The sequence below is a fragment of the Cellulomonas sp. P5_C5 genome (genome assembly GCF_054049655.1).
This window is the reverse complement of record NZ_JBFULY010000010.1, coordinates 1-22,406: the sequence shown is the minus strand read 5'-3', so window position 1 is coordinate 22,406 and position 22,406 is coordinate 1. Positions and strand designations below refer to the sequence as shown.

Here is a 22,406-nt window from a genome sequence, read left to right as displayed (position 1 = left end):
ATGTTTCAGAAACGTATGCAGTCTCTACTAGTTCCGTATACACAACTGGAGGTCCGCTTCGTGATGACACTGCTCCGCCTCACCGACCAGCAGCTCGAGCTGATCGACGCGTCCGTCGACGCCGGCGTCGCTCCGGACCGTGGCGGGCTCGCCCGGCTTGCGATCCGTGAGACCGCGACCGGAGTCGTCCGGCGACCGCACCCCCGACCCAGCGGCCGTCCGTGGACGTGGTACGACGCAGCCGTTCCGACGCCCGTCCGCACGATCGTGACGAACCATGTGCTCGAGCCTGGAACCGGGCGCGCTCTCGAGGTCAGAGCCGGCGAGATCCTCCGGGTCGAGCAGATCGACGGCGACCAGTGCGTCGACCTCAACGTGTTCAACCTTCACGACTACCGCGAGTTCATGCACGTGGGCCGGACCCGCACGCTGCACGGGATCAACCCGAGCCAGGGCGACTTCCTCTGGTCGGCTCCGCCGCGTGAACGAGCCCTGATGTACCTCCAGGCCGACACGGCGCGTATCAACGACACGCTGTTCCCGCGCTGCAGCGCGAACATGTACGAGTCCAAGCACGGCTTCTCCGAGCACACCAACTGCGCCGACATCCAGGCTGAGGCCCAGCGCGAGTACGGACTCACCCCGGACGACGTCCACGACTCGTTCAACCTGTTCATGGCGACCCAGGTCACCGACGGGATGCCCGAGATCGTCCGTCAGGCGAGCGCGCCGGGAAGCCACGTCGAGCTGATGGCGCTGGTCGACGTCCTCGCGGTGCCCAACATCTGCGGCAACGACATCATGGGTACGAGCAACTACTCGATGCGTCCGGTCCTGGCGCAGGTGCTGACCCCCACCGTGGCTGAGATCGCCGCCGTGCCGGCGTTGCTCGAGTACGACAGCCAGCGCACCCCGGCCCAGTTCCGCCAGCCGAACATCCGGACCGACCGCGCTCTGGTCCGCGATCCGTCGTACGTCTCTGCGTTCCCACGGACACCGCTGCGCATGGTCGAGCTCGAGGTCGAGCTCGACGCGTCCGACGAGCTGTCGTTCTCACGGGTGCGGCGTCACGACGTGTACAAGGATGACGGCGACGCTCTGCGCGACATCATCATGTCGTGGTGGGTGGCAAGCCATGCGTGAGGGCGTGACGGCCCAGCCCCCGACCGCACCGGCGTTCACGGTCGTCGACTTCGACGAGCTCGGTGCCTACGAGCGCTACAAGCTCATGGCGAGCCTGATCGTGCCCCGGCCGATCGCGCTGGTCACGACGGTGAGTCCGGACGGCGTCGCGAACGCTGCGCCGTTCAGCATGTTCGCCATGGCCGGTGAGGATCCGCCGCTGGTCATGATCAGCGTGAACCGCTTGGACGACGGGGACCAGAAGGACACCGTCGCCAACATCGAGTCGTCGGGGGAGTTCGTCGTCCATCTCGTGGACGAGCCGATCGTCCGACAGATGCATGCCTGCGGGACTCGCTTCCCGGCGCACGTCGACGAGCTCGCGACGGTCGGGCTCACCGCGCTGCCGAGCGACGTCGTCAGCCCCCCACGCATCGCCGAGGCCCCGGTCGCTTTCGAGTGCACCCTCTTCGAGGGCATGGCCACAGCGAGCAGGCACATCTACTTCGGCCGCATCCGCCGGCTGCATGCGCGTGCCGGCCTGGTCGACACACAGACCTGGCGCGTGCGGCTGCAGGACTACGCACCCGTCGGGCGGTTCGGTGCCAGCTTCTACACCTCCACCCGAGACCGTTTCTCCCTCTCCTCCGACGGCGAAGGTGAGCCCGGTCGAGTCACCGAGATCGACGAGTTCTGACACTCCCACCGGAGCCGCTCCGCCCTGACGGCACATCCCCCCAAGGAGAACAATGAAGCCCGACCGCGCGACTCGCTCAGCCCTGGTCCTCGGAGCCGTCTGCCTGGCTGCCACCGCCTGCGGATCCTCCGACGCCGCAACCCCGTCGTCGTCCGAGACGCTCAGCGTCGGAGCCGTCGACCTCTCGGGCGTGTGCCCGAGCACCGTCGTCATCCAGACCGACTGGAACCCGGAGTCGGAGATGGGCGGCCTCTACGGCCTGGCCGGTCCCAGCGCCACGATCGACGCGGACAAGAAGGTGGTCCGTGGACCGCTCTTCGCCGGGGGTGAGTGGACCGGCGTCGATGTCGAGATCCGCTCCGGCGGTCCCGCGATCGGCTTCCAGGGCGTCCCCGCCCAGATGTACACCGACAAGGACATCCTGCTCGGCTGGGTCAACACGGACGAGGCGATCGCCAGCTCGGCCGACATGCCGACGACGGCGGTCCTGGCGAGCTTCGAGAAGGCGCCGTGGATTGTCATGTGGGACCCGGCGACCTACCCCGACGTCGAGACGATCGCCGAGCTCGGGGCGACCGGGGCGAAGGTGCGGTACTTCGACGGCGCCACCTGGATGGACTACCTGGTCGGTGCCGGAATTCTGGACGAGAGCCAGATCGACGGCAGCTACGACGGGACCCCCGGCAACTTCATCGCGGCGGGCGGCACGGACGGCCAGCAGGGCTTCGCGACCGTCGAGCCCTTCGTCTACGAGAACGAGCTCGAGCAGTGGGCCAAGCCGGTCGCGTACCAGCTGATCGCGGACGCCGGCTACCCCCTCTACGCCGTCGCGCTGTCCGTCCGGACCGCTGACGTCACAGCCGAGGCGGACTGCCTGAAGGAGCTCGTCCCGGTCGTCCAGCAGTCCACGGTCGACTTCTTCGCCGACCCGGACGGCACGAACGCCCTGATCACGGAGGCGGTCGAGAAGTTCGCGACCGGATGGGTCTACCCGACGGCCCAGGCAGAGCACTCCACCAGCAAGCAGCTCGAGCTGGGGCTCGTGAGCAACGGCTCCAACGCGACGCTGGGCGACTTCGACGAGGCACGGGTCCAGACGATCTTCGACCTGGCCAGCCCGATCGTGGCTGCGAACGGGACTGCGCCTGCCGACGGACTCGAGGCGACGGACCTGTACACCAACGACTTCCTCGACACCACCATCGGACTCCCGGACAGCGAGTGAGCATCAGCATGAGTCATCTCTCCGACTCGGCAACCGGCGCTGCGGGCGGCGCCCGGGCACTGGGCGGCACGATGCTCGACTTCACCGGGGTAGGCATGACCTACCCCGGTGGGGCCGAGGCCGTCCGTGACGTCGACCTCACCGTCCGCCGCGGGGAGTTCGTCTCGGTCGTGGGGCCGTCCGGGTGTGGCAAGAGCACGCTCCTCGGCATCGCCTCCGGGCTCGCGTCACCGACGTCTGGCTCCGCGGTCGTGGAGGCGCAGCGCCGCGGGTTCGTCTTCCAGGACGCGAACCTGCTGCCCTGGCGGAACGTGCTCAGGAACGTCGAGCTCTTTCTCGAGCTCGACGGCACGCTGGGGAGGGCCCGGCGATCGAACGCCCTGGACGCCTTGGAGACGGTGGGTCTGACGGACTACCGGGACTACCTCCCGCACCAGCTCTCGGGCGGCATGAAGATGCGGGTGTCGCTCGCCCGGTCCCTCACCCTGGAGCCTGACCTCTTCCTGTTCGACGAGCCGTTCGGGGCGCTCGACGAGCTCACCCGCGAACGCCTCAACGACGAGGTGCTCGGCATCTTCGCGGACCGTCGGTTCGCCGGTCTCTTCGTCACCCACTCGGTCCGGGAAGCCATCTACATGTCGACCCGGGTCGTCGTGATGTCCGGCAGCCCAGGACGCATCGTGGACGAGGTCGACGTCCCCTTCGGGCTCGACCGCGACGCGACCGTCCGGTTCAGCCCGGAGTTCGCCGCTCTCAACGAGCGCATCAGTGCCGCACTCAGATCGGGGTACTCCGGGTGACCATGACCACTGCTGCCAGAAACGGCGGGCCGACGCAGGCGCCGCGGACCGTGACCACGAACCTTCTGCGCGACCTCTGGCCGCCGTTGGCCGTCTTCGGCTTCGCGATCGGCATCTGGTACCTGATCAGCTACGGGCTCCTCGATGCCGACCGACGCTTCCTCATGCCCCCTCCGCACCAGGTCCTGATCGAGGGCTTCCTCGACGACCAGGTGCGCCAGGAGATCATGCAGGCCCTGGGACGCACCGCTGTCGTCGCGATGACCGGGCTCGCCGTCGCGATCGTGCTCGGGGTCGGCTGGGCGATCGCCATGGCGCACGCGCGCTGGGTCGAACGTTCCCTCTTCCCCTACGCCGTCATGCTCCAGTGCATCCCGGTTCTCGCGCTGATCCCGCTGATCGGGTTCTGGTTCGGCTTCGGGTTCTTCGCCCGAGTGGTGGTCTGCGTGATGATCGCGCTGTTCCCCGTGGTCTCGAACACTCTCTTCGGGCTGCAGTCCGTGGACGCCCGGTCACGCGACCTCTTCCGGCTGCACCATGCGAGCCGCTTCGTCGTGCTCACCCGGCTCGAGCTCCCGGCCGCCATGCCCGCCCTGTTCGCCGGCATGCGCATCTCGGCCGGCCTCGCCGTGGTCGGCGCGATCGTCGCCGACTTCTTCTTCCGTCAGGGCGAACCGGGGATCGGAGCGTTGATCAGCCGCTACCAGGCGCAGGTGCAGTCGCCACAGCTGTTCGCAGCCATCATCGTCGCGTCGCTCTTCGGCGTCGTGGTGTTCGTGGTGTTCGGGTGGCTGGGAAAGCGTGCGGTCGGTTCCTGGTACGACGCGACCCGCGAGTCCCGTGGCTAGTGCAACGACAAGCGATGCGGGTGATTGCCAGGGGTCGGATCAGCCCTTGACCTCCACTGCGGTTCCCCCGTTGGGGTCTTTTGTCTACAACTTCGCACGCCGTAACAGGCCGTTCACGAAGGAGGGCCGCTTCGGAAACGCCGCTTGTATACCGTCCCCGTCACAGGTCGCCGACGGAAGGGAACCGCCACTCATGTCCGCAGTCCCTGGGATCGCCGTCGACGGGCTCGTCCGAGCCCCGCGGGCGAACGGCAGGTCGGTGTGAACATCACCGTCATCAACCCGAACACGTCCGAGGCGCTGACGCGCACCATCGTCAAGGCGGCTCGCGCGGCTGCGCCGGGTGTCGAGGTCACGGGGACCAAGCCCTCCCACGGTGTCTCCTCTGTCGAGAGTCACGCCGAGGAGGCGTGGGCCGCGCTGGGCGTCGTCGAGCAGGTGCAGGAGCACGACGCCACCACCGACGCGTTCGTCATCGCGTGCTTCGGGGATACCGGCGTCGCGGCGGCCCGTGAGGTGGCCACCGGGCCGGTGGTCGGGATGACCGAGGCGGCCCTGCTGACCGCTGCGCTGCTCGGGCACCGCATCGCCGTGATCACCATGCCACCGCGGACCATCGTGCACTCCGAGCGCGTGGTGCGGGACCTGGGCCTGGGGCACCGAGTGACGGTGACCGCCGTCGACGCGGCCGTCGCCGACCTCGAGGAGGGCAGCGCGGGTGTCCTGGCGGCATTCGTCGCCGCAGGACGCGAGGCGATCGGAGAGCACGCCGAGGTCATCGTGCTCGGCTGCGCTGGCCTCGCGGACATCGTCGACCCGCTGAGCGAAGCGCTGGAGGTTCCCGTGGTCGAGGGGGTCGCCGCGGCAGTCGTCATGGCTGCCGGGCTCGTCGCGCAGGGCCTGTGGACGTCGCGGGCCAGCTCGTTCGGAAGCGTGACGACGCCGCGAGTCGCGGAGGTCTGGCGATGAGCCTGCTGTTCACCGACGTCCTCGTCTACGACAGCACCGCCCCCGCCGGCTACGTCGGCCCGACCGACGTCATGGTCGAGGGCAACAAGATCGCCGCCATCGGCCCTCGACTCGGTTCGAACCCCAGCGTTCAGTCGGCACGAGCGGACCATGTCGTTCCCGGGGACGCGCACCGGCTCCTGGTGCCCGGCCTGGTCAACGCGCACTTCCACTCGCCCGCCAACCACCTACGCGGAAGCGTACGGAGCCTGCCGCTCGAGCTGTTCATGTTGCAGGAGTCGCCGGCGGACCCGTCGCTGACCCCGACGCCGCACGAGGCGTACGTGCGCACCATGCTCGCGGCGGTCGAGATGCTCCAGCGAGGCATCACCAGCGTGCAGGACGACGCCTTCCTCATGCCGACACCGAAGCCCGAGATCATCGACGCCGTCGCGCAGGCCTACCAGGACTCCGGCATCCGCGCGACGCTCGCCCTGGACCAGCCCGAGCTGCCCGAGAAGGACAAGCTCCCGTTCATCTCCGACGACGCCCCGGAGCTCGGGGACTACCTGGCGAAGCCGCCTGCAGCGGGTGCCGACGAGCTCCTGGCCGCCTACGACCACCTGATCAGCCGCTGGCACGGACGCGGCCGCGTGCGCGCCGCGGTGTCGGTGTCTGCGCCGCAGCGGGTCAGTCCCGCGTACTTCGCCGCTCTGCAGACGCTCGCCGACAAGCATGACCTCGCCGTCTACGCACACATGCTGGAGACCCGGACGCAGGCGGCGCTCACCACGCATCCGCGTTTCCACGACAGATCGATCGTCCGCTACACCGACGAGCTCGGCCTGCTCACCGAGCGCACCAACGTCATCCACGCGGTCTGGGTGTCCGACGACGACCTGGACCGGATCGCCGCTGCGAAGGCCACCGTCATCCACAACCCCGTCAGCAACCTGCGCCTCGGCAGCGGCGTCATGCCGTGGCGCGACGTCCTGGACCGCGGCATCCCCGTCGCGCTGGGCACCGACGAGGCGATCTGCGACGACACCGTCAACATCTGGACCGTCGCGAAGACCGCGGGCCTGATCCACAACGTGTCCGGTCGCGACCCGCACGACTGGCCGGCGGCGCACGAGGTGCTCGACGCCCTCTGGCTCGGTGGCGCCCGCGCACAGCGGCTCGAGGGGCGGCTCGGCGCTGTCGAGGTCGGCATGCTCGCGGATCTCACGATGGTCGAGCTGCACTCCCTGCCGTTCACCCCGCTCAACGACCTGAGGGAGCAGCTCGTCTACGCAGAGGACGGCCGGGACGTCGTCCTCACGGTCGTCGACGGGCAGGTCGTCGCGGAGAACGGCCGTGTCACGACGGTCGACGAGGACGCGCTCCTCGCCGAAGCCCGCGCGATCTTCGAGGCGAAGCAGCCGGCTCTGGCGCAGGCGCGAGCGCACGCGGCCGTCGTCGAGCCCGCGTACCGCGCGATGGTCCACAAGGCCGCCCGGCACGACGTGGGTGTGCACCGATGGGTGGGAGTCCAGTGACCCGGTACGACTACAGCCCCGTGACGACGCGACCGGCCGGCACCTGGCCGGGCGGCGCCAAGCTCGCCGTGTACGTGTGCGTGGGCGTCGAGGAGTACCGGGTGGGCGGCGAGCACGTCGAGGACACCCTGCCCGGCGTGCCCTCGCCCGACCTCGTCAACACCGCCTGGCGTGACTACGGCAACCGCGTCGGAGCCTTCAGGCTCTTCGACCGGCTCGCCGACTTCGGCATCTCACCGACCGTGCTGCTCAACACCGACGTGTACGACTCGGCACCCGACGTGCTCGACGCGGCCCGCAAGCATGGCGCCGAGATCGTCGGGCACGGGCTGAGCAACTCCGACTCGCTGGCGGACGTGCCCGACGAGGCGGCCTACCTCAGGGCCGTCGCGGACCGCATCCTCGACGCGGAGGGCACGGCCCCCGGTGGCTGGTCCAGCCCGTGGCTCACGCACACCCCGGCGACGATCGACCTGCTGGCGGCCTCGGGCTACCGGTACCTGCTCGACCTGCGGGTCGACGACCAGCCCGTCTGGCTGCGCACGGACAAGGGCCCCCTGCTGGCCATCCCGTACAACGCCGAGGTCAACGACTCCAGCACGGTCATCGGCCGCGACATCACGGCCCGGGACTTCGCGGACATGATCGTCGACGAGCTCGACGAGCTGCTGCTCGCGGCCCAGGATCGTCCGCTGGTCATGTCGGTGGTGCTGCACTCGTTCATCTCCGGGGCGCCGTTCCGCCTGCGCGCCCTGACCCGCGCGCTGGAGCACCTCGCCTCCCGCGCCGACGAGATCTGGTTCACGACGCCCGACCAGATCCACGCGGCCGTCGTGGCGAACCCGGCGATCTTCGGGGCTCCCCGGTGACGGCCGTGAGCGAGGCGCCCGTGAAGGCGTCGACCACGGAGGCCGTCGCCGTCGTCGACGACCTGCGGCTGTCCCTGGTCCGGAACGGGGAGCGTCGCGAGATCCTGCACGGGGTGTCGCTGGCGATCGCGCCGGGGGAGATCGTCGGGCTGGTCGGCGAGTCCGGCTCGGGCAAGAGCATGCTCGCGCTCGCGCTGCTCGGACTCCTGCCGCACAGCAGCCACCCCGAGGTGACCGGCAGCGTGACCGTGACGGGCGTCGACATGCAGCGCGCGCCCGACAAGGAGCTGCGACGGGTCCGCCGGGAGTCGCTCGGCGCGATCTTCCAGGACCCGATGACGTCGCTGAACCCGACCATGCGCATCGGCCGGCAGATCCGCGAGTCCACGGGGGACGACGCCGAGTCGGTCCGCCTGCTCGAGGCCGTCGGCGTGCGCGACGCGACCCTTCGCCTGCGGGTCCACCCGCACCAGCTCTCGGGCGGCCTGCGGCAGCGGGTCATGGCGGCAATCGCCGTCGCCGGCCGCCCGAGGCTCGTCATCGCCGACGAGCCGACCACAGCCCTCGACGTCACCGTGCAGGCCCAGCTCCTGCAGCTGCTCCGCGAGCTGCGCGACGACCTCGGCTGCTCGGTCCTGCTCATCACGCACGACCTCGGCGTCGCCGACCAGATCGCCGACCGCCTCGCCGTCCTGCACCACGGCGAGCTGGTCGAGCTCGGACCTGCGCGCACGGTGGTCACCCACCCGTCCCACGCCTACACGCGGTCGCTGCTGACGTCGCGGCTGTCGCTGAGCTCGCCGCGCGACGAGCGGTTCGCGGACGGTGACGCGACGGCCGCGGAGATCGCCGGTCCCGCCGTCCGGGTCCGCGGGCTCGAGCGCACGTTCACGGTCAGGCACGGCGAGGTCCGGGCGCTGACCGGGGTCGATCTGGACGTCGCCCCGGGCGAGGGGCTGGCCATCGTCGGCGAGAGTGGTTCGGGCAAGTCCACGCTGCTGCGGATCATCGCGGGCCTCGAGAAGGCCACGGCGGGCACCGTCGAGATCGCCCCCGGCGGCGCGCAGATGGTGTTCCAGGACGCGGGCTCGTCCTTGACGCCGTGGATGTCCGTGGGCCACACGCTGGCCGAACGCCTCAGGCCGCTGAAGCTGTCGAAGACCGCCCAGCAGGACCGCATCGAACAGGCCCTCGACGCCGTCGGCCTCCCGTTCGACGTCAGCAGGGCTCGACCCAGCGAGCTCTCCGGCGGTCAGCGCCAGCGCGTCGCCCTGGCCCGCGCGACCGTCGTCCCACCGGCCGTCCTGCTCTGCGACGAGCCGACGAGCGCGCTGGACGCCTCCCTGGCCCGCAGCGTGCTCGCCCTCATCCGGGACCTGCGCGCCCGCCTCGGCATGACGGTCCTGTTCGTCACGCACGACCTCGCCGTCGCGCGGCTGATGGGCGACCGGATCGCCGTGATGCAGTCGGGCGCCGTGGTCGAGCTGGGCACCGCAGACCAGGTCACCGGCAGCCCGCAGCACGAGTACACGCGCACCCTCCTCGACGCCGTCCCCGAGATCCGGGAGGTCCAGGTCTGATGTCCACCGCCGTCGTCCCACGCACCCGCATCCGCCCGGTCCCCGCGGTGCGGCTCGCCCGCCCCGTCAGCATCGCGCTCGTCGCCCTGCTCGCGGTCATCACGCTCGTCGCGCTCTTCGCGCGGGTCATCGCGCCGTACGACCCGGTCCAGCCGGTCGGCGCGCTGAACCTGCCACCGTTCAGCCCGGACCACGTGCTGGGCACGGACTCGATCGGTCGGGACCTGTTCAGCCGCACGCTCATCGGGATGCAGGTCAGCTGGTTCAGCGCCCTGGTCGTCGTCGCGTCGGGCCTGATCATCGGCGGGATCGTCGGCGTCATCGCCGGGTCGCGCGGTGGCTGGCTCGACGACGTGCTCATGCGGTTCACCGACCTGTTCCTCGCCCTGCCGGGCGCGCTGGTCGCGATCGCGATCGTCGCGGCGATGGGTTCGGGTCTGCGCAACACTCTCGTTGCGGTCGCGATCGTCTGGTGGCCCTTCTACGCGCGGATCATCCGTGGCGAGGTCAAGGCGCTCGCCGCGCGACCCCATGTCGAGGCGGCCCGGCTGTCGGGCGTCGGCGAGGTCCGGCTGGTCACGCGGCACCTGCTGCCCGGGGTGGTCCCGACCGCTGTCGTCACGGCGAGCCTCGACGTCGGCAACGTGATCCTGCTCCTGGCGGGGCTGTCGTTCCTCGGCCTCGGCCAGCAGGCTCCCGCCCCCGAGCTCGGCGCCGACACGGCACGCGCCATGCAGCAGCTCCTGAGCCACTGGACGGTGCCGGGTGTGCCGGCGCTCGCCGTCCTGGTCCTGACCCTCGTCGCCAATCTCGGTGGCGACGCCGTCCGCTCGCTCCTCCCGGCGAGGTGGTGACGTGCGCACCTTCGCCCTCAAACGTGCCGGTGCGGCGATCCTGCTGCTCGTCGTCCTGTCGTTCGTCCTCGTCCTGCTCCAGCAGATCTCACCGACCGACCCCGCCCGCGCCTACGTCGGCGCCAACGCCTCCCAGGAGGTGGTGGCCGCCAAGCGCGAGCAGCTCGGCCTCGACGACCCGCTCGCGGTGCGCTACGTGGACTTCCTGCAGTCGGCCGTGACCGGCGACCTGGGCCGCTCGCTGCGCACTCGGAACGACGTCACGCACGACCTCGGCACATACCTGCCGGCGACCATCGAGCTGGTCCTTGCCGCGTTCCTCGTCGCGCTGGTCCTGGCCACGCTGTTCGCGGTGTCCGGCGCTCTGCAGTGGCGCGGGACCGGAGCTGTGCGCGGTGGGCTCCTGGTGCTCGGGGCGGCGCCGCCGTTCGTGCTGGCCATCGTCGGCATCGTGTTCTTCTACGGCCGCCTGGGCTGGCTCCCAGGCAACGGTCAAGGCGCGTCCGACTCCCCGGGCCCCACCGGCATGCTCGTGATCGACGCCGCTCTGCACGGCGACGGCCCGCTGCTCACGGAGGCCCTGCGCCACCTGGTCCTGCCCGCCACGGTCCTGGCGATCATCCCCGCGATCGCCATCGGCCGGATCTTCCGCACCAGCCTCGAGGCCACCCTGCGCGCGGACCACATCCGCACCGCGCGGAGCAAGGGTCTCGACGAGGGGCACGTCCTGCGCCAGCACGTCTTCCGCAACGCCGCCGGGCCCGCCGTCTCGATGGCCGGCCTGCAGCTGGGCTTCATGTTCGCCGGCGTGGTCGTCGTCGAGCAGGTGTTCGGCTGGCCCGGCATCGGCAACTACCTGGCCGCGAGCATCCCCGTGGCCGACTTCCCGGCGATCGCGGGCGTGACGCTCGTGCTCGGGACCATCTACGTCCTCTCCAACACCGCCGTGGACCTGATCCAGGCGGCAGCCGACCCGCGGATCACCGCGTGACGACGACGGAGAGGCGCACTGCCGCCGCCGCTCTACCTGACCGACCCCTCGACCGGACCAACTCAAGGAGACCCCCGTGTCCACGAGACCTTCTCGACAGCTGCGCGGCCTCGCCCTGGTAGGCGTGCTCGTGACCGCCCTCGCCCTGTCCGCGTGCTCGGCCTCATCCATCGACTCCAACGACGGCGAGAGCGCGGCTGCGCCCTCCGACGGCGTGCTGACGGTCGGCCTGCTCGGTGACATCGGCCAGCCGCCGGACCCCGACATCTACTACGCCAACAACGGCCAGGCGCTCATCCTCAACACGTACGAGGGCCTGGTCCAGTACAAGATGGACGGCGACGCCATCGGGATCGCGCCTCGGCTCGCGACGAGCTGGGAGGCCAGCCCGGACAACACCGAGTTCACGTTCCACCTGCGAGAAGGCGTGACGTTCCACGACGGCACCCCGTTCACCAGCGCCGCCGTCGAGGTCGCGTTCGACCGGCGCATCGCGGTCGAGGGCGGCGCGTCGTACATGGTGGCCGGCGTGACCAGCGTCGACACCCCCGACGACCTGACCGCCGTCATCCACCTCGACAAGCCCAACTCGGCGTTCCTCAGCTACCTCGCGTCGCCGTACGGCCCCAAGATGGAGTCGCCCGAGGGCCTGGAGGCGAACGCGGGCGACGACCACGCGCAGACCTACCTGTCCACGCACGACCTGGGCACCGGCCCGTACGAGCTGACCAAGGCGGAGACCGGCGTCGGCTACACGCTCACCCAGTACGAGGACTACTGGGGCGAGTCCTCGCCGTTCACCACCGTCGAGCTCCCGATCTACACGGACGCCTCGGCCCTCGAGCTCGCCTTCGACTCCGGCGACGTCGACGTGATCGTCTCGGCCCTGCCGTCCTCGAGCCTGGACAAGTACTCCACGGCTGCCGACGTGAAGAACTACTTCCTGCCGACCTTCCAGGCCTCGCTCGTCACGTTGAACTCGGCGATGCCGTTCTTCACGGACACCGAGGCGCGGATCGCGTTCCTCAAGTCGCTCGACCAGGAAGCGTTCGTGGACCAGGTGCTCGGTGAGCGGTCGGCGGTCGCGACCACCATGTACGCGGCCGGCATGATCCCTGGCGGTGCCGACAAGCAGGCCATCACCTACGACCCGACGGTGCTGACGGAGTACGCCAAGACGTTGCCCGACGACGCGAAGTCGCTGGTCATCGGATACGGCAACTCGAGCGCCAACGCCCAGCTGATGGCCAACATCGTCGTCGCCAACCTCCAGGCCGCCGGTCTGGACGCGACGGCCCAGGGCTACGAGACGAGCGCCGCGTACGACTGGATCAACGACCCGTCGAAGGGTCCGGACGCGATGATCGACGGGAACAACGGTCCCGACGGTGGCGACCCGTACATGTGGGGACACGTCTTCTGGGACGCGAGCGGTGGCGTCAACTACTTCGGCTGTGAGTCCAAGGAGGTCAACGCGCTGCTCGACGAAGCCGTGGTGAGCGGTGACACCGCCCTCTACGTCCAGGCCGGCGACCTGCTCGGGGAGACCGGCTGCTTCATGAACCTGGCGTACATCAAGGACTGGGTCGTCACGAAGCCGTGGCTGACTGGCGTGGCCGAGGCCCAGAGCATCGGCGCCAACGAGCTGAACTTCGCGATGCTCGGTATCGACGGAAAGTGATCGACGGTCAGTGATCCACTGGAGGCCGGGTCCTTCGGGGCCCGGCCTCCCCACCCCAGAGAGGGCGTCATGACGAAGACCGCCGAGCCGCGGGCCTCGCTGTCGCAGCGCATCTACGAGACGGTCCGCGAGCGGATCATCCTGGGCCACTACCCGCAGGGCAGCCGACTGCCCGAGCAGCGCATCGCCGAGGAGCTCGACGTGTCCCGCGTCCCGCTCCGCGAAGCTGTCCCGCTGCTGGAGCGCGACGGGTTCGTGCACACCTCACCCCGGCGCGGCGCGGTCGTGGCCCAGTGGGGGGAGAAGGAGGTGGACGACCTGTTCGACGTCCGGCTGTGCCTGGAGGTCGGCGCGGCGGGCTACGCCGCACGGCAGGTTGCCGACGGAGCGTCGCTCGACGTCCTGGAGGCCGCTCTGGCCGTGTCGCACGACGTCGTCGCCCTGCGCGACCCGTTGCGGATCGCGCAGGAGAGCACGCACTTCCATGAGGCCATCGTCGCGACCGCGGACAACGCCCTGATGCTCAAGATGATGCGGACCATCTCGGGGCGCATGACCTGGCTGTTCTACCTGACCAGTGATCTCGACGTGGACGAGGCCTTCCACGACCACATCGCGCTGCGCGATGCCATCGCCTCCGGGAACCCGCGCGTCGCGGAGTCGGTCGCCTACGCCCACATCGAACGCGACCGCCTCCCGTCCTTCGCGGCCATGCCGACGCGAACCCCCTGAGCCGGGCACCCCGCCCGCGCACCCACCCTCAGCCCGCCGTCGCCGTTGAGGCGGCCTCGACTCCGTGAGTCGAATGGCGTTCCCGACGTAGACGAAGGAGATCGACACGTGGCGGACCTGATCATCGACGCGCAGACCGTGGTCACCATGGATGGTGAACGGCGGATCCTCGAGAACGCCAGCGTGGTCGTGGACGGTGACCGCATCGTCGACGTGGGGCCGCGCGCGGAGATCGACGTCCGCCACCCCGCCGCCACGCGGCGTTTGGGCGGCGACGACGTCGCGTTGCTGCCTGGCCTCATCGATGCTCACGGGCATGCGGGGCACTCGCTGATCAAGTCCCTCGCCTCCGACGCACCCCGCACCTGGGAGTCGGTGGTGACGCCGTTCTACTTCAACTGGACCACTCCCGAGTTCTGGTACCTCGACGGTCTGGTCTCGGCCATCGACAGGCTTCGGGTAGGCGTCACGACGTCGGTCTCGGTGATGGCCTCGGAGCCTCGCTCTGACGTGGCTTGGCCATCGACAGAGCACGCGCGTGCGTACGGGGAGGTGGGTCTGGCCGACATCGTCTGCGTCGGGCCGTCCGGCCTGCCCTATCCGTATCCGTCGTCAGTCCCCGACGGCGCCGGCTGGCGTGCTCGCTCGACCTCGCTCGCGGAGATGCTCGACGTCACCGAGGAGGTCGTGCGGACGTTGGACGGCACGCGCGGCGGGCTCACGCGCGTGTTCGTCACGCCGTTCTCGATCGTGCCGTCGGTGGACTCCGCCAACCCGTCGACGCCCGACGCGGCGGTGCGGCTGACCGACGGTGACAGGGAGCACGCACGCGGCGTACGTGAGCTGGCCGCGCGCCACGGCGTGCGCATCCACTCGGACGCGTTCGGCGGGCAGGTGCGGCTGGCACTGCAGGACGACGAGTACGCGCTCCTCGGTCCCGACGTGCTCCTGCAGCACTGCATCGGGATCTCCGAGGAGGAGATCGCGATGCTCGCCGCGACCGGAACGCACTTCGGTCACGCACCCGGCGGAGAGGTGAACGTGCCCGCGATGATGGCCCAGGGCATCAACGTCGCACTGACCACCGACGGCTGCGCGCCGTTGCGCCCCTTCGACCTGCTGCAGGCCGCGCGTGGTGTGCGCAGCGCGCACCAGGTCCGCACGGGCGACCCGTACCTGTTCCCGCCCGGCAAGCTGCTCGAGATGATCACGGTCGACGCGGCCAAGGCGCTCGGGATGGAGCACGAGATCGGGTCCATCGAGATCGGCAAGCGCGCCGACCTGGTCCTGCTCGACACCGCCGCGCCGCACCTGACCCCCTGGTGGATGCCCGTCCACCGGATCATGCTGCAGGCCGTCGGCCGTGACGTGCGCACCGTTCTCGTCGCCGGCGAGGTGCTGCTCGAGGACCGGGTGGCCACGCGCGTCGACGAGGCCGGCCTTCTGCGCGAGGCGGGCCGGTACGCCGCCGCAGCCGTGCGTGAGGCGGGTCTCGAGGCTCACCTGACTGACCCCGGCTGGGGCCAGGTCCAACGGGTGTTCACGTGAGAGCACTTGGTGATGCGGCGCGCTCCCGAGAACCGACGCTGGATGCACCCGAGGAGCGCCAGTTGGTGCAGTCGTCCCTCATGCGTTCTCAGAGCGAGTTGCCGCCGGTCCGCGACGGAACGAACTTCCTCGGCCACTCGGGAGTCACAAAGGCCCCGTGACCAGCGGAGACGCTGGTCACGGGGCCTCCGTCACGGGCTGCGGCCGGCGGGCGCGGACTAGCTGGCGTCGCGCTGGTCCAGCCAGTGGAGGATCGCCTGGTTGGTCTCCTCCGGCTTCTCCTCCTGGATCCAGTGACCGCAGTCGAGGGTGACCACGTCGACGTTCGGCACGAACGCGGCCAGGTTCTCGGACCGCGCGACGGTGTCCCGGGAGCCGTAGATCATCAGGGTGGGCTGCTGGATGACCGGGTCCGAGTCGGCCAGCAGGTGCCAGTTGCGGTCGAGGTTCCGGTACCAGTTGATGCTGCCGGTGAACCCCGACTGCTCGAAAGCGGAGACCAGTACGGCCAGCTCGTCGTCGCTCAGGACGGGCTCCCCGCGCGGTGTCTCCGCTCGGGCGAGGTTGATCATCGCCATGCCCGGCGCGGGCTCCGCGGGGGGCTCGTTCTTCCGGTACAGGTTGCGCAGGAACCGGGCGGTGTTCGCGTCGAGCACGGCGTCGGCGACGCCGGGCTGCTGGGTGAAGTGGACGAAGTAGTAGTCGCTGCCGAGCACGAGCGCCAGGAGCTCGCCCCAGGGCATCTCCCCACGCTCCATGTAGGGCAGGCTCAGGTTGATCACCCTGGTCACGCGGTCCGGGTGCAGCAGGGCCAGGCCCCAGACGACCATGGCGCCCCAGTCGTGCCCGACGAACGTGGCGTCGTCGTACCCGTAGTGGTCGAGCAGGGCGACGAGGTCACCCGTCAGGTGCGCGATGTCGTAGGCGGTCACCTCGGTCGGGCGGGACGAGCCTCCGTAGCCCCGCTGGTTCGGGACGATGACGTGGTAGCCGGCGGCGACCAGGGCGGGCACCTGGTGGCGCCAGGAGTAGGCGAGCTCCGGCCAGCCGTGGCACAGCACGATGGGATTCCCGGCGTTCTCTCGGCCTGCCTCGAAGACTTCGAGCACGACGCCGTTGACGGGGACAAGGGTGGGGTCGGGAAAAGAGGTCATGCCGCCATGGTGCGGACTGAAACAGGTCACCTCGTGACCGGTTTTCTGTGCGAGTTTGGGGGGATGCGAGCCGACCGGCTGATGGCCATCGTCCTGCTGCTGCAGCGGCGCGAGCAGGTGACGGCGGCAGAGGTCGCCCGGGAGCTGGAGGTCTCCGAGCGGACCGCCCGCCGCGACCTCGACGCCCTCGCCATGGCAGGGGTCCCCGTGTACTCGCTGCAGGGCCGGGGCGGTGGCTGGCGCCTGGTGGGCGGCGCCCGCACCGACCTGTCCGGGCTGACCGCGAGCGAGGCCCGCGCCCTGTTCCTCGTCGCCGGCCCGGCGTCGGCCGCGACGCCGGCGGTGAAGGCAGCGCTGCGCAAGCTCGTCCGTGCCCTGCCGGAGCCCTTCCGGGTGCAGGCCGAGGCAGCGGCGTCGTCGCTGGTCCTGGACCCGCAGCGATGGGGGTCCAGCCGGGTCGAGCCGCGACCGCCGCGGTTCCTCGACGAGCTCCAGGACGCGGTGATCCGCGGCGTCCAGGTGCGGCTCGGCTACGTCGACCGCACCGGCGTCGACACGGAGCGGACCGTCCATCCGCTCGGCATCATCGCCAAGGGTCCGTCGTGGTACCTCGTCGCCCACACCGAGGCCGGCCGGCGGACCTTCCGGATCGACCGCGTGTCGTCCGTCGACCCGACCGTCGACCCCGTGCACCGACCCGACGACTTCGACCTTGCCCGGAGCTGGCGCGAGATCGCCGACGAGGTGGACCGCTTGCGGACTCCGCTCGAGGTCCAGGCGGTCTGCGCGGCCGACGCGACGGGACTGCTGCGGATGGCGTTCGGCGACCGGCTCGAGGTGGGAGGTGCCACGGCCGACGGCCGCATCGAGGTCGTGATCCGCGGCGGCGACGAGTACGTGCTCGCCGGCGAGCTCTCCGGGCTGGTCGAGTGGATCGAGGTGACCGGGCCTGCGGGGGTGCGGGACCGCCTGGCCTCGATCGGCGACGCGCTCGTCGAGCGGTACCGCTGATACCTAGATCAGCTAGGGTTAGATACCTAGCACATCAAGGTAGAGGAGACGTCGTGCACATCGACAAGGACCTGGTCGCCGCCTCGGCGACACCGCTCGTGCTCGGGATCCTCGTGGACGGCGACCTCTACGGGTACGCGATCCTCAAGCGCGTCGGCGAGCTCTCCGGCGGACGCATGCAGTGGACGGACGGCATGCTCTACCCGCTCCTGCACCGGCTCGAACGGCTCGGCCACGTCTCGGCGTCCTGGGGCACGTCCGAGTCGGGTCGACGTCGCAAGCACTACGCGATCACCCCGACCGGCCGGGCGGCGCTCGCCGAACGGCAGGCGCAGTGGAGCGTCGTCGCGGACGCGCTGCGGCAGGTCTGGGAGTCGGCACCGCGACCCACCCCCGTCGTGGAGGGGTGGGCGTGATGGCGCACGACGACGAGCTCGAGGCCCAGATCGACCGCTGGCGCGGCTACGTGCACCGACGGCAGGTCATCTCGTCGGCCGACGTCGACGAGCTCGAGGACCACCTCCGGGGTCAGGTGGCCGACCTGCGCGCGACCGGGCTCGACGACGACGAGGCGTTCCTCGTCGCGATCAAGCGCCTCGGCAACCTGGACGCCGTCTCCCGCGAGTACGCCCGCGAGCACTCGGACCGGCTGTGGAAGCAGCTCGCGCTGGTCCCCGACGACTCGCCCGGCTCGCCGGCACCGCGGTGGCGCGAGCTCGCGGTCGTCATCGCGCTCGCGGCCGGTGCGGGCGTCGCGGTGCGGGCCGGCATCGCCTGGTTCGGCGACGACGAGGTCGCGCTCGCGCGCAACATCGGCCTGCTCGTGGTGCCGTTCCTCGCCGCGTACCTCGGGTGGAAGCGCCGGGTCGGCGTGCGGACCGTCGCCGCGATCGTCGTGCCGTTCCTCGTGCTCGCCGTCGTGCTCAACGTGTACCCGTTCGTCCCCGAGGGGTCGACCGAGGTGCTGGCGATCCTGCACGCGCCCGTCGTCCTGTGGCTGCTCGTCGGGCTCGCGTACGTCGCAGAATCGTGGCGTTCCGACGGCCGACGCATGGACTTCGTGCGGTTCACGGGCGAGCTCGCGATCTACTTCACGCTGCTCGCCCTGGGTGGCGGGGTCCTCCTGGGCCTCACCGCCGCGGTGCTGCAGCTCGTGGGCGTCGACCCCGAACCGGTGATCACGCAGTGGGTGATGCCGTTCGCTGTCCCGGGCGCCCTCATCGTCGCCGCCTGGCTCGTCGAGGCCAAGCAGGACGTCGTCGAGAACATCGCGCCTGTGCTGACCCGGATCTTCACGCCGCTGACCATCGCCATGCTCGTGGCCGTCCTCGTGGCGCTCGTCGCCTCCGGGGGCCTCGTCGAGGTGGACCGCGAGCTGCTCATCCTGATGGACGCGATCCTCGTGCTGGTCCTGGCGCTGCTCCTGTACTCGGTCTCGGCTCGCGACCCGCTCGCACCGCCCGCGCTCGCCGACTGGCTCCAGCTCGTCATGGTGGGGGTCGCGCTCGCGGTCGACGCCGTGATGCTGACCGCGATGCTCACGCGGATCGCGGAGTTCGGCACCAGCCCCAACAAGATCGCCGCGCTCGGGCTCAACCTGCTGCTGCTCGTGCACCTCGGGGTCTCGGCGTGGCGCAGCGCCCGGTTCCTGCGCGGTCGCGGCACGTTCTCCGAGCTCGAGCGCTGGCAGACGCGGTACCTACCGGTCTACGCCGCCTGGGCCGCGGTCATCGTGATCGTGTTCCCGCCGCTGTTCGACTTCGCCTGACGAGGCCGAGCCCGCGGAGACTGCCGCACCCAAGAAAACACCCCAGTCAGCGTGCACGGCTGTGTCCGGGTCCACACGGGTGCGCAAGTCCTGCCTCCTCAACCAGCCCTGTCAGCGTGCCGATGGGGCAACGCGGACTGCCGTGGCCCACCGGCCCGGCAGGGTCCCGCGCGTGCGGAGTCGTCCGCGCCCACGAGAAGAGGTGCTGTGCGCATTCGAGGTCAGGCAGTGCTCGTCACGGTCATGGTCGGAGCCCTCGGGCTCGCTGCGTGCAGTGGCCCTGACAACAGGCCTACGTCTTCCCAGGCCAGGTCGACGAGCTCGTCGCCCGCGCACACGACTACACCCGCCGTCGCGTTCGGCTCGACCAACGGCACGCTCACGGCAGCGGTGCCCGCGTTCGGCGACGCCCCACGCTCCCTGCCGACGGACGCGACCCTGACCGGCGCCCTGGGCGGCAAGAACGCATTCGAGACGACCACCGACACGGCCACGACGCTCGCCGCTGCGCGCTTGCACAGGCTCAGCGCTCGGCTGCCCATCGACAGGCTCGCCCCGACGCTCGCCGTCACCTCCCCGGACGACGGCGTGCGCATCGACCTGTCCGTCGACGGCGCGGTCATCGTGGAGGGCTCGGCCACGGACACCGGCTCCGGTGTCGCGAAGGTCGAGGTCGTCGTCGACGGAACAGACACCGGCGACGCGACCCTGACCCGGCACGGCAACCGGGCCGACTTCATCTGGCAGGTCGTCCCGCTCGACGGCAGCCACACGGTGGTCGTGCGCGCATTCGACAAGAAGGGCAACGTCAGCAGCGTCCGGCGCACAGTCACGACGACAAGCCCCGGCGAGGTCATCCCGAATCCCGATCTCGACGCGGCCGGCTCGGACGCCATCGAGTCGACCATCACCGCCGCGACGCCGAGCACGCTCACGGTGGACACCGCAAGCTCGCCGGTCGATGTCGGGAACATCGTCGCGCTCGGCCCGACGGCCGCGACGCCGCAGGGCGCCTTGCGACGGGTCGTCGCTGTGCACGACCTGGGCAGCACCGTGGTCCTCGACACCGTGAACGCGACGCTGCAGGAGACGTTCAACGAGCTTCACGTGCACCAGAGGATCACCGGCACGCCGCCGGCGCCGGCTACGTCGCAGGGCACGGGCGTCGCGGCCGCCACGGACCTGAGCCTCTCGTTGATCGACCACACCTGGGCGAACGAGTACGCGTTCCACGTCTGCTACGACGCCCACATGACCGAGTTCAGCCTGTGCCCGGAGGACGAGGACGAGGACGAGCCCGGCGAGGACGACGGGCCGGATACGGGCACCGAACACGAGATCAGCGGCGAGATTGCGGTGACCGCGAAGGACTCGCTCACCTTCGCGCTCGACGCCGAGGTGGACATCGACATCCAACGTGACTCCTGGCTCGACCTGACGCCGTCGCTGCACCAGGTCTCGTTCGTCCTCGTCGGTGATCAGAAGATCGAGATCGAGCGCGCGATCGAGGGGTCGCTGAGCGCATCTGCGGGCGCCTCCGTGGAGGGCTCTCCGCGCGAGCTCCTGGACAAGTACTTCCCGTCGCTGCACCTGCCCCCTGTGACCGTGCCGACCGGACTCGTCCCGCTGGTCTTCACCCCGCAGATCGAGCTCTCCCTCACCGGAGCCCTCGAGGCGACGGCGTCGCTGGAGATGACGACCGAGGTCACCCTGCACGAGGAGCTCGGAGTTCGGTACACCCAGAAGGACGGCTGGCAGGGCGTTCACGACGTCAAGAGCAACCCCGAGACTGCATGGGCGGGGACCCTGGAGGGTGAGGCCTCCGTGACAGGAGAGGCGAAGCTCAGCTTCGACCTCTACGACATGGCCGGCCCGTTCGTCAGCACGTCCATCACCCCCAAGCTCACCGGGAAGCTGGAGACCGGCAAGACCCCGCGGGCAGACGCTGAGGTGGAGTTCTCCACCGGTGCCGGCTTCGAGGTCAGCGTCCTGGGGTTCGAGCTCGCGAGCTGGAGCAAGCCCGGAATGCTCGAGCACACGTGGCACATCTGGGACAACGACGGCGGCAAGCCGACCGGCGATGGCGGTGGCAGGTGGAAGCAGGTCGTCTCCAGCGATGCGGGTACGACCCTTGGCCTGACGCAGGACGGGACGGTGTACGCGTGGGGCGCCCAGACGGCCGCGGGGATCGGCAACGGTGAGTCCCCGAGTGCCGCCGTCTTTGCGCGCACCAAGGTGGAAGGTCTGCCCCCGGTTGCTGAGGTCTTCGTCGGGCTGCGCTCTGCGGCGGTCCGTACCGTCGACGGCCGGGTGTTCACGTGGGGCTGGGCCAACTACCTCGGGCGTGGCGGCGACCCGTACCGTCCGGGCGAGGTCTCCATCACCGACGTCGTCGACCTGTCCGTCGGCTCGAGCCACACCGTGGCGCTCACCAGCGACGGTTCGGTGTGGACGTGGGGTAACGGGTACTACGGGGAGCTCGGCAACGGGACGCCCGGAGTGGGGCAGGCTGTGATGACTCCGTTCCGCGTGCCCGGTCTTCCTCCGGCACGGGCTGTCGCAGCGTCCTCATCGATGACGATCGCCGTGACCCGGGACGGAGCCGCCTACCGGTGGGGTCGAGAGCTGAACAACTCCGGCATGATCGACACCGCCCCGTCGCTGGTGGACTCGGCAGCGACAGGTTCCTTCGTGGACGTCGCAGCCGGCAGCTCGCACGCCCTCCTGCTGACCAGTTCCGGCGGGGTGTGGGCGTGGGGCGTCAACGGGTGGGGGCAGACAGCGGTCGGAACGGGGTCCATCGCCCTGCAGGTTCCGGGGGTCTCTGGTGCTGTCGCCATCGCAGCCGGCGAGTCCGGCTCGGTCGCCCTGACGGCCGACGGAACCATGTACCGCTGGGGCTACAACGGGCCGGAGGAGCCTGCTCGGAGCGTCGGGCAGGTAGTCGGTCTGCCTTCGTGCGCCTCGGCGTCGACGGACGCCTTCAACACCTGGTGTGTCACGGGTGGTGGGGCAGCGTACGGGTGGGGGAGGAACAACA

General features: G+C 70.2%; 19 protein-coding genes. 18 read left to right on the top strand and 1 reads right to left on the bottom strand.

Annotated elements, in window-relative coordinates; all coding sequences use genetic code 11:
- Window positions 1–63 precede the first annotated feature (63 nt).
- The 14 genes from ACXJKF_RS11000 to ACXJKF_RS10935 all read left to right on the top strand — a co-directional run bounded on the left by ACXJKF_RS11000 (window position 64) and on the right by ACXJKF_RS10935 (window position 15,433).
- Entirely contained in the window at window positions 64–1,143 is a 1,080-nt protein-coding gene (locus ACXJKF_RS11000; protein WP_456787847.1) for a DUF1989 domain-containing protein, read from the top strand.
- On the top strand, window positions 1,136–1,819 hold the full coding sequence (locus ACXJKF_RS10995; RefSeq protein WP_456787756.1) for a flavin reductase family protein: 684 nt from the start codon (window positions 1,136–1,138) through the stop codon (window positions 1,817–1,819). The genes ACXJKF_RS11000 and ACXJKF_RS10995 overlap by 8 nt, the downstream gene beginning before the upstream one ends.
- 52 nt (window positions 1,820–1,871) lie before the next feature.
- Window positions 1,872–3,044, top strand: coding sequence for an ABC transporter substrate-binding protein (locus tag ACXJKF_RS10990; RefSeq protein ID WP_456787755.1), 1,173 nt, complete (start codon window positions 1,872–1,874; stop codon window positions 3,042–3,044).
- 8 nt (window positions 3,045–3,052) lie between these two features.
- Window positions 3,053–3,844: an ABC transporter ATP-binding protein gene (locus ACXJKF_RS10985; protein ID WP_456787754.1), complete on the top strand. Its 792-nt coding sequence runs from the start codon at window positions 3,053–3,055 to the stop codon at window positions 3,842–3,844.
- Between the two features lie 50 nt (window positions 3,845–3,894).
- Window positions 3,895–4,692 (top strand): ABC transporter permease, encoded by a 798-nt coding sequence (locus tag ACXJKF_RS10980; RefSeq protein WP_456787753.1) that lies wholly within the window; start codon window positions 3,895–3,897, stop codon window positions 4,690–4,692.
- A gap of 261 nt (window positions 4,693–4,953) precedes the next feature.
- Window positions 4,954–5,661, top strand: coding sequence for an aspartate/glutamate racemase family protein (locus ACXJKF_RS10975; protein WP_456787752.1), 708 nt, complete (start codon window positions 4,954–4,956; stop codon window positions 5,659–5,661).
- Window positions 5,658–7,178, top strand: a complete 1,521-nt coding sequence (locus ACXJKF_RS10970; RefSeq protein WP_456787751.1) for an amidohydrolase family protein — start codon at window positions 5,658–5,660, stop codon at window positions 7,176–7,178. The genes ACXJKF_RS10975 and ACXJKF_RS10970 overlap by 4 nt, the downstream gene beginning before the upstream one ends.
- A gap of 20 nt (window positions 7,179–7,198) precedes the next feature.
- Window positions 7,199–8,047 carry a polysaccharide deacetylase family protein gene (locus ACXJKF_RS10965; protein WP_456787750.1) on the top strand — a complete coding sequence of 283 codons (849 nt, stop codon included), beginning with the start codon at window positions 7,199–7,201 and terminating at the stop codon, window positions 8,045–8,047.
- A gap of 5 nt (window positions 8,048–8,052) precedes the next feature.
- On the top strand, window positions 8,053–9,627 hold the full coding sequence (locus ACXJKF_RS10960; protein WP_456787749.1) for an ATP-binding cassette domain-containing protein: 1,575 nt from the start codon (window positions 8,053–8,055) through the stop codon (window positions 9,625–9,627).
- A complete protein-coding gene (locus tag ACXJKF_RS10955; RefSeq protein WP_456787748.1) occupies window positions 9,627–10,481 on the top strand; it encodes an ABC transporter permease in 855 nt (284 codons plus the stop codon). Before ACXJKF_RS10960 ends, ACXJKF_RS10955 begins: the two co-directional genes overlap by 1 nt.
- Window position 10,482: 1 nt before the next feature.
- Entirely contained in the window at window positions 10,483–11,472 is a 990-nt protein-coding gene (locus ACXJKF_RS10950) for an ABC transporter permease (protein WP_456787747.1), read from the top strand.
- 76 nt (window positions 11,473–11,548) lie between these two features.
- Window positions 11,549–13,153, top strand: a complete 1,605-nt coding sequence (locus ACXJKF_RS10945) for an ABC transporter substrate-binding protein (protein ID WP_456787746.1) — start codon at window positions 11,549–11,551, stop codon at window positions 13,151–13,153.
- 69 nt (window positions 13,154–13,222) lie between these two features.
- Window positions 13,223–13,885: a GntR family transcriptional regulator gene (locus tag ACXJKF_RS10940; RefSeq protein WP_456787745.1), complete on the top strand. Its 663-nt coding sequence runs from the start codon at window positions 13,223–13,225 to the stop codon at window positions 13,883–13,885.
- 108 nt (window positions 13,886–13,993) lie between these two features.
- Window positions 13,994–15,433, top strand: coding sequence for an amidohydrolase family protein (locus ACXJKF_RS10935; protein WP_456787744.1), 1,440 nt, complete (start codon window positions 13,994–13,996; stop codon window positions 15,431–15,433).
- Between the two features lie 218 nt (window positions 15,434–15,651).
- Here the strand turns inward: ACXJKF_RS10935 and ACXJKF_RS10930 are convergent, their stop codons facing one another.
- On the bottom strand, window positions 15,652–16,587 hold the full coding sequence (locus ACXJKF_RS10930; protein WP_456787743.1) for an alpha/beta fold hydrolase: 936 nt from the start codon (window positions 16,585–16,587) through the stop codon (window positions 15,652–15,654).
- 63 nt (window positions 16,588–16,650) lie between these two features.
- Here ACXJKF_RS10930 and ACXJKF_RS10925 point away from each other — a divergent pair, with 63 nt between their 5' ends.
- The 4 genes from ACXJKF_RS10925 to ACXJKF_RS10910 form a co-directional block, all read left to right on the top strand.
- Window positions 16,651–17,598 carry a helix-turn-helix transcriptional regulator gene (locus ACXJKF_RS10925; RefSeq protein ID WP_456787742.1) on the top strand — a complete coding sequence of 316 codons (948 nt, stop codon included), beginning with the start codon at window positions 16,651–16,653 and terminating at the stop codon, window positions 17,596–17,598.
- A gap of 53 nt (window positions 17,599–17,651) precedes the next feature.
- A complete protein-coding gene (locus ACXJKF_RS10920; protein WP_456787741.1) occupies window positions 17,652–18,014 on the top strand; it encodes a PadR family transcriptional regulator in 363 nt (120 codons plus the stop codon).
- On the top strand, window positions 18,014–19,366 hold the full coding sequence (locus ACXJKF_RS10915; protein ID WP_456787740.1) for a permease prefix domain 1-containing protein: 1,353 nt from the start codon (window positions 18,014–18,016) through the stop codon (window positions 19,364–19,366). Before ACXJKF_RS10920 ends, ACXJKF_RS10915 begins: the two co-directional genes overlap by 1 nt.
- Before the next feature lie 228 nt (window positions 19,367–19,594).
- Window positions 19,595–22,406: Ig-like domain-containing protein (locus tag ACXJKF_RS10910; protein WP_456787739.1), on the top strand; the 2,812-nt coding region annotated here is incomplete at its 3' end.